The organism is Paractinoplanes rishiriensis (genome assembly GCF_016862375.1).
Classification (GTDB): domain Bacteria; phylum Actinomycetota; class Actinomycetes; order Mycobacteriales; family Micromonosporaceae; genus Actinoplanes; species Actinoplanes rishiriensis.
On record NZ_BOMV01000051.1, the window covers coordinates 86285 to 98853 of the forward strand.

The 12569-nt window shown below is 70.0% G+C and carries 16 protein-coding genes; 7 read left to right on the forward strand and 9 right to left on the reverse strand.

What is annotated here, in order from left to right:
• The first annotated feature begins 6 nt into the window (after window positions 1-6).
• On the forward strand, window positions 7-504 hold the full coding sequence (locus Ari01nite_RS21185; protein ID WP_203783045.1) for a P-loop nucleotide/nucleoside kinase family protein: 498 nt from the start codon (window positions 7-9) through the stop codon (window positions 502-504).
• Here Ari01nite_RS21185 and Ari01nite_RS21190 read toward each other — a convergent pair.
• A complete protein-coding gene (locus tag Ari01nite_RS21190) occupies window positions 497-721 on the reverse strand; it encodes a sulfurtransferase TusA family protein (RefSeq protein ID WP_203783226.1) in 225 nt (74 codons plus the stop codon). The two genes, Ari01nite_RS21185 and Ari01nite_RS21190, sit on opposite strands and share 8 nt — an antisense overlap.
• Entirely contained in the window at window positions 721-1869 is a 1149-nt protein-coding gene (locus tag Ari01nite_RS21195; protein WP_203783047.1) for a cysteine desulfurase family protein, read from the reverse strand. Before Ari01nite_RS21195 ends, Ari01nite_RS21190 begins: the two co-directional genes overlap by 1 nt.
• Before the next feature lie 266 nt (window positions 1870-2135).
• Here Ari01nite_RS21195 and ctaC point away from each other — a divergent pair, with 266 nt between their 5' ends.
• Together ctaC and Ari01nite_RS21205 are read left to right on the forward strand one after the other, a co-directional pair.
• Window positions 2136-2987 carry an aa3-type cytochrome oxidase subunit II gene (ctaC, locus tag Ari01nite_RS21200; RefSeq protein ID WP_203783227.1) on the forward strand — a complete coding sequence of 284 codons (852 nt, stop codon included), beginning with the start codon at window positions 2136-2138 and terminating at the stop codon, window positions 2985-2987.
• 10 nt (window positions 2988-2997) lie between these two features.
• Complete coding sequence (locus Ari01nite_RS21205; RefSeq protein WP_203783050.1) at window positions 2998-3423, forward strand: cytochrome c oxidase subunit 4; 426 nt, start codon at window positions 2998-3000, stop codon at window positions 3421-3423.
• A 46-nt stretch (window positions 3424-3469) separates the two neighbouring features.
• Here the strand turns inward: Ari01nite_RS21205 and Ari01nite_RS21210 are convergent, their stop codons facing one another.
• The 4 genes from Ari01nite_RS21210 to Ari01nite_RS21225 form a co-directional block, all read right to left on the reverse strand.
• Window positions 3470-3682 (reverse strand): hypothetical protein, encoded by a 213-nt coding sequence (locus tag Ari01nite_RS21210; protein ID WP_203783052.1) that lies wholly within the window; start codon window positions 3680-3682, stop codon window positions 3470-3472.
• 110 nt (window positions 3683-3792) lie between these two features.
• Window positions 3793-4851 (reverse strand): anthranilate phosphoribosyltransferase, encoded by a 1059-nt coding sequence (gene trpD / locus Ari01nite_RS21215; RefSeq protein WP_203783054.1) that lies wholly within the window; start codon window positions 4849-4851, stop codon window positions 3793-3795.
• A 57-nt stretch (window positions 4852-4908) separates the two neighbouring features.
• Window positions 4909-5358 carry a hypothetical protein gene (locus Ari01nite_RS21220; protein WP_203783055.1) on the reverse strand — a complete coding sequence of 150 codons (450 nt, stop codon included), beginning with the start codon at window positions 5356-5358 and terminating at the stop codon, window positions 4909-4911.
• Window positions 5359-5417: 59 nt separating this feature from the next.
• Window positions 5418-6350, reverse strand: coding sequence for a cytochrome c oxidase assembly protein (locus Ari01nite_RS21225; protein WP_203783228.1), 933 nt, complete (start codon window positions 6348-6350; stop codon window positions 5418-5420).
• A gap of 124 nt (window positions 6351-6474) precedes the next feature.
• On the opposite strand from Ari01nite_RS21225, the gene ctaE reads away from it, so the two are divergent.
• From ctaE to qcrB, 4 genes are read left to right on the forward strand one after another with little or no spacing between them, the layout of a single operon-like run.
• Window positions 6475-7074 carry an aa3-type cytochrome oxidase subunit III gene (gene ctaE, locus Ari01nite_RS21230; RefSeq protein WP_203783057.1) on the forward strand — a complete coding sequence of 200 codons (600 nt, stop codon included), beginning with the start codon at window positions 6475-6477 and terminating at the stop codon, window positions 7072-7074.
• Between the two features lie 49 nt (window positions 7075-7123).
• A complete protein-coding gene (gene qcrC / locus Ari01nite_RS21235) occupies window positions 7124-7993 on the forward strand; it encodes a cytochrome bc1 complex diheme cytochrome c subunit (RefSeq protein ID WP_203783059.1) in 870 nt (289 codons plus the stop codon).
• Entirely contained in the window at window positions 7990-9099 is a 1110-nt protein-coding gene (gene qcrA, locus Ari01nite_RS21240; RefSeq protein WP_203783060.1) for a cytochrome bc1 complex Rieske iron-sulfur subunit, read from the forward strand. The genes qcrC and qcrA overlap by 4 nt, the downstream gene beginning before the upstream one ends.
• Complete coding sequence (gene qcrB, locus Ari01nite_RS21245) at window positions 9096-10706, forward strand: cytochrome bc1 complex cytochrome b subunit (protein WP_203783061.1); 1611 nt, start codon at window positions 9096-9098, stop codon at window positions 10704-10706. The genes qcrA and qcrB overlap by 4 nt, the downstream gene beginning before the upstream one ends.
• Window positions 10707-10874: 168 nt before the next feature.
• Here the strand turns inward: qcrB and Ari01nite_RS21250 are convergent, their stop codons facing one another.
• The 3 genes from Ari01nite_RS21250 to Ari01nite_RS21260 form a co-directional block, all read right to left on the reverse strand.
• Window positions 10875-11162: an Lrp/AsnC family transcriptional regulator gene (locus Ari01nite_RS21250; protein ID WP_203783062.1), complete on the reverse strand. Its 288-nt coding sequence runs from the start codon at window positions 11160-11162 to the stop codon at window positions 10875-10877.
• A gap of 67 nt (window positions 11163-11229) precedes the next feature.
• Window positions 11230-12063, reverse strand: coding sequence for a sugar phosphate nucleotidyltransferase (locus Ari01nite_RS21255; RefSeq protein WP_203783063.1), 834 nt, complete (start codon window positions 12061-12063; stop codon window positions 11230-11232).
• Window positions 12060-12557 (reverse strand): NUDIX hydrolase, encoded by a 498-nt coding sequence (locus Ari01nite_RS21260; RefSeq protein ID WP_203783064.1) that lies wholly within the window; start codon window positions 12555-12557, stop codon window positions 12060-12062. Before Ari01nite_RS21260 ends, Ari01nite_RS21255 begins: the two co-directional genes overlap by 4 nt.
• Window positions 12558-12569 lie beyond the last annotated feature (12 nt).

The window sequence follows — 12569 nt, forward strand, 5'->3', positions numbered from 1 at the left end:
CCGAGGGTGTTAGCCGTCTTCGCCGGGTTGCCGGGCGTCGGTAAGAGCACGCTGGCCGCGCGGGTGGCCGCCGAGCTGCCGGCGACCGTGCTGGCCGTCGACACCGTCGACTTCACGTTGCAGCGGTACGAGGTTTCCGAGCCGCGCCCGGGCTTCGCCGCCTACGGCGTGGTCGCGGCGCTGGCCGAGGTGCAGCTCGGCATCGGCCACCACGTGATCATCGACGCGGTCAACCCGGTGAAGGCGGCCCGCCAGCTGTGGGTCGAGCTGGCCGAGCGCAACCGGGTCCCGCTGCGGGTCGTGGAGGTGGTCTGCGGCGACGACGCGGAGCACCGGCGCCGCGTCGAGGCCCGGTACGCGGCGCGCGACCACGACGGCATCCCGGACTGGGTGCGGGTGCTGGAGCGCCGCCAGGAGTACGAGCCCTACCTGGGTCCGCGCCTGGTCGTCGACACGCACCTGGCCAAGGAGCCGGTCGCACCGGTGGTCGCCTACCTCAGCTGAGCCGGCGCACCTCGAACGCGTGCGGCTCGGGGGAGCCCAGGTATTCCTGCCGCTTCATCCGGCACCAGGCCGGGATGTCGTTCGCGGCCGCCGGATCGTCGGCTAGTACCCGAATCACCCCGTTAAGCGGGACTTTTTCGATTTGCCGCGCCAGGGCGATCACCGGCAGCGGGCATTTCTGGCCCAGGCAGTCCAGGATCGCGGGGCCGTCCGGGATCACAGGCCGGCCTCCGTCCGGATTCCGGCCACGATCCCGGGGAGAACGGCCAGGAAGCGGTCGACCTCGTCCGCGGTGGTGCCGCGGTGCAGCGAAACCCGGACGTTGCCGTGGCTCAGCACGCCCATCGCCTCCAGCACGTGACTGGGCCGCAGCGTGGACGCCGTGCAGGAGGACCCCGACGACACCGCGAAACCCTGCCGGTCCAGCGCGTGCAGCAGCGCCTCGCCGTCGACGTACAGGCAGGAGAACGTCACCAGGTGGGGCAGCCGCTCGACCGGGTCGCCGACCACTTCCACGTCCGGCACGGTGGCTGCCACCCGCTCGCGGATCCGGTCGACCAGCGCGCTCAGGCGTACCGCCTCGGTTTGGCTCTCGGCCACGACGGCGCGCAGGCTCGCCGCGGCCGCGACCACCGCCGGCAGGTCGATGGCGCCGATGGCGCCGGGGCGATAAAGATCATCCTGCGGGTGCGGCGAGATCCATCGCACACCCTTGCGGACCACCAGCACGCCCACGCCCGGCGGACCGCCCCACTTGTGCGCGCTCGCGCTCAGCAGCGACCAGCCCGGCGGCACCGGGAGCCGGCCGACCGACTGGGCGGCGTCCAGGTAGAGCGGCACGCCGGCCTCGGCGCAACAATCTGCCGCGGCGGCCACCGGCTGCACCGTGCCCACCTCGTGGCTCGCGCTGATCAGGGCGGCCAGGGCCGTGCCGGGCGCCGAGACCGCCTCGTCCCAGGCGGCCAGGTCGAGCCGGCCGTGGCGGTCCACTCCGACCTCGACGGCGCGCCCGGCCCGGGTCGCGGCGTGCAGCACGGCCGAGTGCTCGATCGCGGAGTGCACCAGCGTGTCACCCTGACGCCGCCGTCCGGCAAGCGCGCCGAGCACCGCCGCCTGCGCCGCGGCCGCGCCCGAGGACCAGATCGACACCTCGTCCGGGCGTACCGCCAATGCCTCGGCGAATGCGGCCATGGCCGCGTCTCTCAGCTGCTGGGCCCGCCGGCTCGCGGAATAGAGCCGGGACGGGTCGGCCCAGCCGTCCGCCAGCGCGGCAACCAGTGCCTCGGCGGCCACCGGATGCAGTGGAGCCGCGCTCGCCGCGTCGAGGTATGCCGCCGCACCGGCGGGAACGCCCGTATATTCCACCCCGCGAACGGTATCGTCCGGTTGTTGAGGGGTACTCGCCGGCGGTCGAAGATCCGACCCCGCAACGGGCCGGTAGGGCCTGGTCGAGTAGTGTGCGACCGTCGGTGACGCTCTGCCGCCCGCTGTCCGATTTAGGGTGGCCCTACGTTCCGGGCGGGGCGGCGCTGCTAAGGAGGCAGAAGCAGGTGGGCGCAAAGAGTTCGGCCGCACGGCCGCGAGCGGCAGCCCGGATCGCCGGGCTCGGACTCGGCGGCACGTCGCTGCTGATGCTGCTCTCGGGCTGTTCACTGGAGAGCGTCGGCAAGGCGTTCGGCCACTTCGGCTGGCCGGGGCCGGGCATCAGCCTCCAGGCACACAAGATGTACGACCTGTGGATCGCGTCGACGATCGCGGCACTGGTCGTGGGTATCTTCGTCTGGGGCCTGATCTTCTGGTGCATCATCCGGTACCGCAAGCGCGGCGATGAGCTGCCGGTGCAGACCCGGTTCAACATGCCGATGGAGGTGCTCTACACGGTCACCCCGATCCTCGTGGTCGCCGTGCTGTTCTACTACACCGCCATCGTGCAGACCGACGTGGACAAGCTGTCGAAGAACCCCGACCAGGTCGTCGAGGTCGTCGCGTTCAAGTGGCAGTGGCAGTTCAACTACCGTGACGGGATCGGCCCGGACGCCGGCACCGTGGCCTCGACGGTCGGCTCGGCCGACGTCATCCCGCTGCTGGTCGTCCCGGTCGGACAGAAGATCCGGTTCGAGGAGACGGCACGGGACGTCATCCACTCGTTCTGGGTGCCCGAGCTGCTGTTCAAGCGGGACGTGTTCCCGGGCAACGTGCGCAACGTCTTCGAGGTGACCCTCGACAAGGAGGGCCGCTACGTCGGCCGGTGCGCCGAGCTCTGCGGCACCTATCACGCCTACATGCAGTTCGAGATGGTCGTGGTCTCGGCCGACAAGTTCACCACCTTCCTGGACACCAAGAAGCGCGGCTCCACCACCCAGCAGGCGATGGAGGCGATCGGCTTCACCGGCGCCCAGGCGTACGCCACGACCACCGCGCCGCTGGAGACCCGCCGCCAGGGCAGCAACTGGTACCAGCCCAACACCGCGGCCGCGAAGTAAAGGACACGCAGTGAAGACCGAATACAAGATCTTCGCCGGCGTAGCCGGGTTCCTTTTCGCGGTGGCCGCCCTCTACGGCTTCTGGACGCACGGCGAGGCCGGCAACGTGGAGTGGATCGGCACGGTTGCGCTGATCCTCTCCGGACTGCTCTGCGCGATGTGCGGCGGCTTCTTCTGGTTCGTCTCCCGCCGGATCGAGCTACGCCCGGAGGACCGGGAGGACGGCGAGATCGCCGAGGGCGCCGGCGAGATCGGCTTCTTCAGCCCGGGCAGCTACTGGCCGTTCGGCATCGCCCTGTCGGCTTCGGTGGCCGCGATCGGCCTGGTGTTCTGGATGTGGTGGCTGATCGCGCTCGGCCTGATCCTGGTGATCGTCTCGGCCAGCGCGATGCTCTTCGAGTACTACTCGGGCACCCGGCACACCGCCGAGCACTGAGGATTTTTCCAAAGCCCGCGCCCTTCGGGGCGCGGGCTTTGTTGTTCTAGGCTGCCGCGCGGCGCTGCTGCGGGGCGACGGCTCTGCGTTTGCCGTACGGGCTGAACCACAGGTGCACGACGATCGGGGCGACCACCTCGGCCGCACCGCAGCGGGTGCAGACCAGTTCAGGGCAGTCGTCGTGGCCGTCCGTGCAGGGCGGCACCTCGAACATCATGTCGCCGTCACAGATGACACAGCGCAGTTCGCGATCGGACACGGGTGGCTCCTCTCTTCGCGGGAGGTGGAATTACCCGAATGTCATTCAGACCGTCGCACGGAAATCCGGCAATGCGGAGTAATTCGCGCGGCGTGTCCGCCGCGAATCTGTCACTCGGCGGCCTTGGCCTCCTGCGCCGCGGCCACCCAGCGCTCCAGCTGAGCCGTCACGGCGCCGGAGTCGATCGTCTCCTGGGCCCGGGCTATTCCGGCCCGCAGCGTCTCCCTCAGGTCGCCGGGGAGGCCACTGTGCGCCGCGAAGGCCGCCGCGGCGTTGAGGACTACGGCGTCGCGCACCGGGCCCTTCTCGCCGGCGAAGGTGCGGTGCGCCACGTCGGCGTTGAACGCCGCGTTGTCGCCGCGCAGGTCGGCCGGCTGGCTGCGGGGCAGGCCCAGCTCGACGGAGTCGATCACCAGTTCCTCGACGGTGCCCTCCCGGGCCACCCAGAGCCGCGACGGCGCGGCCGTGGTGAACTCGTCCAGGCCGTCCTCGCCACGGACCACCAGGGCCGAGTCGCCGCGACCGGCCAGCACGCCGGCCATCACCGGGGCCATCCGCAGGTCGAAGCAGCCGACCATGGCCGACGTGGGCCGGGCCGGGTTGGTCAGCGGGCCGAGCATGTTGAAGAAGGTGGGCACGCCCAGCTCGCGCCGGGTGACGGCAGCGTGCCGCATGCCGGGGTGGAACCGGGCCGCGAAGCAGAAGCCGATGCCCGCCTCGGCGACCGTCCGGGCCACCCCCTCGGGGCCCAGGTCGAGCGGGATGCCGAAGTGTTCGAGCAGGTCGGCGGTGCCGGTGGTGGACGACGCGGACCGGTTGCCGTGCTTGACCACGGTGACGCCGGCCGCGGCCACGGTGATCGCGGCCATCGTGGAGATGTTGACCGTGTTGGCCCGGTCGCCGCCGGTGCCGACCACGTCCACCGCGTCGGTGCGGATCTTTTCCGGCAGCTCGACCAGGGTGGCGTTGGCCAGCATGGCGTCCACCAGACCGGTCAGTTCGACCGGGGTCTCGCCCTTGGCCCGCAGCGCCACCGCGAAGCCGGCGACCTGCACCGGCGTGGCGTTGCCCGCCATGATCTCGCCCATCGCCCAGGCCGTGTCGGCGGTCGCGAGATCCTCGCCGCGCAGCAGGGCGCTCGTCAGGTTCGGCCAGGTGCGTGCGCCCATGGCGGGCCTCCGTGGGGGGTTTACGGGGGTCGGTAGGTGGTCTGGTGGAGCGGAAGGTCAGCCGAGCGTGCCGAGCGTGCCCAGCGGGATGGCGCCGCCGCGGCGGGCGCGCAGCATGGCGGCCACCGTCTGGCCCGTGGTGACCGGGTCGAGCGGGTAGGTCAGGGTCTGGTCGACCTGCGCGTACGCCGCCAGCCAGCGGTCGGCGGCGCGGGCCAGCACCACGCAGACCGGCGGGGGAGTCGCGTACTCGTCCTTGGTCTGCCGGGCGATGCCCAGGCCGCCGGCGGGCGAGGCCTCGCCGTCCAGCACCATCAGGTCGATCTCGTACTTGTCCAGGAGGTCACGGCAGTCCTCCCAGGTGACCGCGTCGACGAACTCGACCGTCAGGTCGGCGGCGGGGCGGGTGCCGATGGCCAGCCGGATCCGGTCGCGGACCGCGCTGTCGTCGCTGTAGAGCAGGACGGTGAAGGTCTCCGGCTCCGGAGTCGCGTTTGCGTCGCTCATGGTTGCGCTTCCAGTCCGTCTGGGTGGGCGAAGTAGCCCGCTGATCGTACCGAACACGATTACTCCGCGTCCGACCGTGGTCGGACCGCGGCGGCCTTGGCTTCCTCGGCCTCGGCCCGGTCCAGCGCGCGGTCGATCCGGCGGGCCTCCCGTTCGGACTGCTTGATCCACTGGAACACCAGGATGCCCAGCATGGTGACGCTCACGATCTCGCCGCCGGCCCACAGGACGCCGCCCGCGGTGACCTGGTCGTCGACCGGGTCGACCCAGCCCAGCTGGAGGCTCGGGTAGTAGTCGCCGGCGAGCAGCGTCCGGCTCTGCATGATGGTCAGTCCCAGCACGGTGTGGAACGGCACCGACAGCACCATGAGCAGCGCCCGGCCCGGGTACGGCCAGCGGTTGGGCAGCGGGTCGAGGCCGAGCAGCGGCCAGAAGAACAGGCAGCCGGTCAGGATGAAGTGCACGTGCGTGGCCTCGTGCAACCAGCCGTGTTCGAGGGTCTGCCGGTACAGGCCGGTGAAATAGAGCACGAACGGGTTGGCCACGAAGATCCCGAACGCGACCAGCGGAAAGGTCAGCACCCGGGCGACCCGGCTGTGCAGCACGGCCAGCAGTGTGCGGCGCGGGCCGCCGTGCAGGATCCGCAGGGCGAGCGTGACCGGCGCGCCGAGGGCCAGGAAGATCGGCCCGACCATGGACAGCACCATGTGCTGGACCATGTGTACGGACAGCAGCGAGCTGTCGTACGCCTCGATGCCGGTGACCGAGACCGCCGCGATCGAGCCCAGCCCACCCACCACGAAGGCCACCGTGCGGCCCACCGGCCAGTGGTCGCCGCGGGCTCGCAGCTGATACACGCCGTAGCCGTACAGGGCGGCAGCCACCAGCAGGAACAGAGCGATCAGGCTGGTCAGGTGGAGCTGCGTGAAGATCACACTGGCGGTGAACGGGGGTAGTCCAGTATCCCCGGCCGCGAGCGCCGGCGTGGGCATTTCGGCGAGCTGCACCTCTCGAGGCTAGGCCCACCCCCGTCGCGGACGTTCTACCGGGCTGCGACACGTGCCGGATTCCACCCCCCGCGGCACGTTGGACTGATCGCGGGGCAATAATGAGCCGGTGACAGCGGCCTCAGCCATAGACAAGAGCCGGATCCACTCGCTGACCCGACCCAACATGGTCAGCGTCGGCACGATCGTGTGGCTCTCCAGTGAACTCATGTTCTTCGCGGCGTTGTTCGCCATGTATTTCTCGATCCGTGCGGCGGACTACAGCATGTGGGAAGAACACACCCCCAAGCTCCAGATCCCGTACGCGACGACGTTCACGGTGATCCTGGTGCTGTCCTCGGTGACATGCCAGCTCGGCGTGTTCGCGGCGGAGAAGGGCGACGTGTTCGGGCTGCGGCGCTGGTTCACCATCACGTTCGTGATGGGCCTGATCTTCGTGCTCGGCCAGGTCAACGAGTACCGGCACCTGGTGCACGAGGGCATCGCGCTCAACGCCGACGGCTACGGCTCGATGTTCTACCTGACCACCGGGTTCCACGGCCTGCACGTCACGGGCGGTCTGATCGCCTTCATCATCTTCATGATCCGTACGACCATGGGCCGGTTCACCCCGGCGCAGGCGACCTCGGCGATCGTCGTGTCGTACTACTGGCACTTCGTGGACGTCGTGTGGATCGCGCTGTTCGCCATGATCTATTGGCTGCAGTGATGGGGCCGGCGTCCGAGAGTTCAGGTCAAAAACCAGAGGGACACAGCTGATGACTTCAGACACCCCTGCCGGTCGGCGGTCTCGGTTTGGGAGGCTCCGCTGGGGGTTCTTCACCCCGCGGCGCTCCGCGCCGAGCCGGGTCCGTCGGCGGATCGGGGCGGCCGCCCGCATGCTGGCAGCGCTCGCGCTCGCCGGCGGCGTATACACCGCGTTCGCACCCGGCGCGTTTGCCGACGAGCCCCGGCAGCTGTCCGCCGCCGCGATCGAGGGCAAGCAGCTCTATGACACCAGCTGCATCACCTGTCACGGGCGCGACGCCCAGGGTGTCGAGGGCCGCGGTCCCAGCCTGATCGGTGTGGGGTCGGCCTCGGTGGAGTTCCAGGTGGGCACCGGCCGCATGCCGATGACCCGCCAGGAGGCTCAGGCCGAGGAAAAGAAGCCGCAGTTCGACAAGGCGCAGACCAAGCAGCTGGGGCAGTACATCCAGGAGCTCGGTGGCGGGCCGCAGATGCCGACCGGTGAGCTGGTGGAGGACATCGAGGCGAACCCCGAGGCGCTGGCCCGCGGCGGTGAGCTGTTCCGGGTGAACTGCGCGTCCTGCCACGGCTTCGGTGGTGGCGGCGGTGCCCTCTCGTCCGGCAAGTTCGCGCCGGGCCTGCACGACGTCTCCCCCGAGCACCTCTACGCGGCGATGCTGACCGGCCCGCAGAACATGCCGGTCTTCGGCGACAACGAGCTCTCCCCCGAGGAGAAGCGCGAGATCATCACCTACGTCACGGTCCAGCTCCAGGACGACAAGGACCCGGGCGGCCTGTTCAACCTGGGCCGGTACGGCCCGGCGACCGAGGGTGTCGCCATCTTCATGGTGGGCATCACGATCCTCGTCTTCGTGGCGCTCTGGATTGCGGGGAAGTCATGACAGCTGTGCACGACCATGCGACCGACGCCGGCCGCGAACCGGTCGACGTGAGCGACCCGCGGCTGACCCGGTTCGAGATCGTCAAGGAAGGCGCCCGGCGCGACGAGATCGAGATCGTCACGTACGAGTCGCAGTTCCAGGGCACCAACTCCAAGGCGGAGCGGCGGGTCGTCCGCAACATCGCCCTGCTGTTCCTGATCTCCGGGCTGGGCGGTGCCGCGTTCATCGGCTTCTACATCTGGTGGCCGTGGCGTTTCGAGCTGGGCCACACCGCCAGCGACTACTACACCGCGCTGCTCGGCATCAGCCTGTCGGTGGCGCTGTTCGGCGTCGGCTTCGGCATCCTGGCCTGGGCCAAAAAGCTGCTGCCGCACGAGGTGTCGATCCAGCAGCGGCACGACGGCGGCTCGCCCAGCGACGAGCAGATCATCACGGGGCACACGCTGGCCTTCGTCGGTGACGAACTGGCACAGGGCGTGCAGCGCCGGCCGCTGCTCAAGGGCGCGATCGCGATCGGCATGGCGCCGCTCGGCGTGGCCGCGGCCGCGCCGCTGATCGGTGGCCTGATCGAGAACCCGCACAAGGACGACCCGCCGATCATGTTCAGCACGGGGTTCAACCCGGTGCACAACGGCGGCAAGCCGGTGCGGCTCACCCGCGACGACGGCACCCCGCTGCGCCCCGAGGACGTGAGCACCGGCGGTCAGCTGACGGTGTTCCCGGGCATCCCGCACGGCGCCACCAACGAGTGGGCCGACTCGCCCACCCTGCTGATCCACCTCCGCCCCGACGACGCGGAAAAGACCCGCGCGGCGGCCGACGCCGACCCGCGCAACAATGGGCTGATGTGGGGCAACTACGTCGCGTACTCCAAGATCTGTACGCACGCGGGTTGCCCGGCGAGCCTGTACGAGCAGCAGACCAACCGTCTGCTCTGCCCGTGCCACCAGTCGCAGTTCCTGATCACCGACAACGCCCAGCCGATCTTCGGCCCGGCCACCCGGCGGCTGCCGATGCTGCCGCTCGACGTGGACGAGGAAGGCTTCTTCGTGGCAAAGTCCGACTTCAAGGACACCGTCGGACCCGACTTCTGGGAGCGGCCGTGAAGCGCCGGAAAGTTGATCTCTCGCAGGCCCCCGCCAATGTGGCCCGGGGTGTGGACGAGCGCTACCAGGCGGCCACCCCGCTCCGGGCGCTGCTCAACAAGGTCTTCCCGGACCACTGGTCCTTCCTGCTCGGCGAGATCGCCCTCTTCTCGTTCATCATCCTGCTGCTCACCGGTGTCTTCCTGACCCTCTTCTTCGACCCGTCGATGAAGGAGGTCCCGTACAACGGCTCCTACCCGGCGCTGCGCGGCACCATGATGTCCGCGGCGTTCGAGTCGTCGCTCAACATCTCGTTCGAGGTGCGCGGCGGTCTGTTCATGCGGCAGATGCACCACTGGGCGGCGCTGCTGTTCATGGCGTCGATCGTGGTGCACATGGCGCGCATCTTCTTCACCGGTGCGTTCCGCAAGCCGCGCGAGGCGAACTGGGCGATCGGTGTCACGCTGTTCCTGCTCGGCTTCCTGGCCGGCTTCACCGGCTACTCGCTGCCGGACGACGGCCTGTCCGGCACCGGCCTGCGCATCGCGTCCGCGATCATGCTGTCCATCCCGGTGGTCGGCACCTGGGTCTCCGCCTCGATCTTCGGCGGCGAGTTCCCGGGCCACCTGATCATCGGCCGGTTCTACATCGCGCACGTGCTGCTCATCCCGGGTGGCCTGCTCGCGCTGATCAGCATTCACCTGGGCCTGGTCTTCAAGCAGAAGCACACCCAGTGGCCCGGCCCGATGCGGACCAACACCAACGTGGTCGGCGAGCGGATGTTCCCGCGGTACGCGCTCAAGCAGGGCGGCTTCTTCATGGCCGTCTTCGGCACGGTGGCGCTGCTGGCCGGCCTGTTCCAGATCAACCCGATCTGGCTGTTCGGCCCGTACCGGGCGTCCGAGGTGTCCTCGGCGAGCCAGCCCGACTGGTACGTCATGTTCATGGACGGCCTGGTCCGGCTCATGCCGCCGTGGCAGATCTACATCTTCGACTACAGCATCCCGCCGCTGTTCTGGCCCGCGGTAGTCGGCCTCGGCGCGCTCACCACGGTGCCGATGTTCTACCCGTGGATCGAGGCCCGGCGCCTCAAGGACAAAAAGATCCACAACCTGCTGGAGCGCCCGCGCGACAACCCCGAGCGGGTCGGTATCGGCGCCATGTCGTTCACGTTCTTCATCGTGGCCACCCTGTCCGGTGGCAACGACGTGATCGCCGACAAGTTCCACATCAGCCTGAACGCGATGACCTGGGCCGGCCGGATCGGCCTGCTGGTGCTGCCGCCGCTGGCGTACTACATCTCGGTACGGATCTGCCTGGGCCTGCAGCAACACGACCGCGAGGTGCTGGCACACGGCGTCGAGACGGGCATCATCCGCCGCCTGCCGAACGGCCAGTTCATCGAGGTCCACCAGCCGCTCGGCCCGGTCGACGACCACGGCCACCCGATCCCGCTCGAGTACGGCGGCTGGGTGGTCCCCAAGAAGATGAACCGGGTCGGCGCCCTGGCCCCGGCCGTGAAGGGCTTCTTCTTCCCGGTCGAGAAGCCGGCCGAGGCCCCGGTCTCACCCGGCATGCCGCCGGTCTCCGGCCGCGAGGAGCGCGAGGAGATCACCTCCGGCCGCTGATCTCAGCACCATTCGAAAGGGCCCGCCCACACGGCGGGCCCTTTCGCCGCCCTGCTCCCGCATCCCGCGCGCGCCGCGCCAAGCGGCATCCGTCGCGGGCAGCGGGGCTCGGCCGGGGGCGCCATCCAAGGTGGCATGGCTTTTGCGTGATTGCGCCCGGGGGGAGGGTCAGTCGGCGGCGGGGAGGCCGATCGCGAAGGCGTCCTCGAGGTCGTGCTTCGAGTAGGCGCGGAAGGCGATGTGCGACTCGGTGTTGAGGACGCCCTCGGTCTTGGAGATCTTGCCGGCGATCACCTCGGCGATGTCGTCGAAGTGCGGGACGCGGACGATCGCGATCAGGTCGACGTTGCCGGCCACCGAGTAGACCTCGCTGACGCCGTCGAGGGCGGCCAGTGCCTCGGCCACCTCGGGGATCGAGTCGGTGGCGCAGTCGATGTGCACGATCGCGGTGTTCACCTTGGGGGCTCCTCGACGGTGAGAGCGGGTTTGGGCTGCGACCATGCTAACGGCGCGGCCGGGGCGGTCACACCTGGACCGTGAGGTTGCCGGGCGCGCGGATGGCGTCGACCAGAACTTCACCGGCCGCGACCACAGCGCCGGGCCAGACCACGCAGCGGGTCACCGAGCCGGCGACCCGGGCCCCGGGGCCGATCACCGACTCGGTGACCGTGCCGGTGACCTCGGCGGTGGGGTCGGTCCGGCCCGCGGCGGCGTGCAGGTTGGCGGCCAGGTAGTCGGCCGGCGTCCCGGTGTCGATGTAGGTGCCGTCGAAGCCGATCAGTTCCAGCTCGCCGGCCGCCTCGGCGGGACGCCACGCCGTGCGTACCAGCTCTGCCTTGGTCTCTGGAAGATCGCGGACGTAGCGCCAGGGCAGCAGCGAGAAACCGGCGAAGCGACGGCCGCCGAAACCGCCGCTCTGGCCGGGCGGCAGCGGACGGGTCAGCATCCGGACGGTCTCGCCGGACCAGCCCTCCAGCAGGATCGCGATGTCCTTACCGGGCTCGCGGGCGGGGTCGGCCAGGTAACCGTCCGCGTTGCCGATCAGCACGCCGCGGCCGTCCACCCAGGTCTTGAGGCGGGCCAGCCCGCCCGAGGTGCCGAGCGGGCCGTCCGGCTCCACCGAGAGACGGGTACGCGCGGCGACGTGCGCGACGATCTGGCCGGCCAGGTAGGCGGCATTCACCGCGACACTGTCCGGGCCGGACAGGCCCAGGCCGGACACCCGGGCCAGGGCGTGGTCGAGCAACGGGACGTTGCCGACCGGGCACAGTGCCTTGGGGACCGTCGCGGTCAGCGGGCGCAGGCGCTGGCCCTCGCCGGCCGCGAGGATGACGGCGCAGACGTGGTTGGGGGTCACGCCTTCGGTCCGATGCCGTAGCGGCCCAGCAGCAGGGCCGTGTTGACGGTGAGCGGGGGGAGATCGTCGATCGGGAACCAGGCCGCCTCCAGCACCTCGCCGCCGTCGACGCGCAGCGTGGTCCGGGACGCCGGCACGGAGCCGAACCAGACCGTGTCCACCACGCCTGCCATGTGGACGATCGCATTGGGCACGCCGGGGGTCAGGTCGGCGGGGTCGAGGCGTACGCCGGACTCCTCGAGAAGCTCGCGGGCCGCGCCGACCGCGGGATCCTCACGCTTCTTGAGCAGGCCGGCCGGAAGGCCCCAGCCGCGGTTGGGCGGCTGGCGGATCAGCAGCAGCGGGCCGTCCTCGGCGTCCGCGTCGCGGATGATGCAGACGGCGCCGACCAGGTATTTCGGGGCGACGAGGCGGGCCAGCCGATGGCGGGTGTGCCCCGGAAGGGAATAGAAGACCTGATATGCCAGGCCACGCAACCGCCGAGGGAGACTCACGTAAGCAAGGCT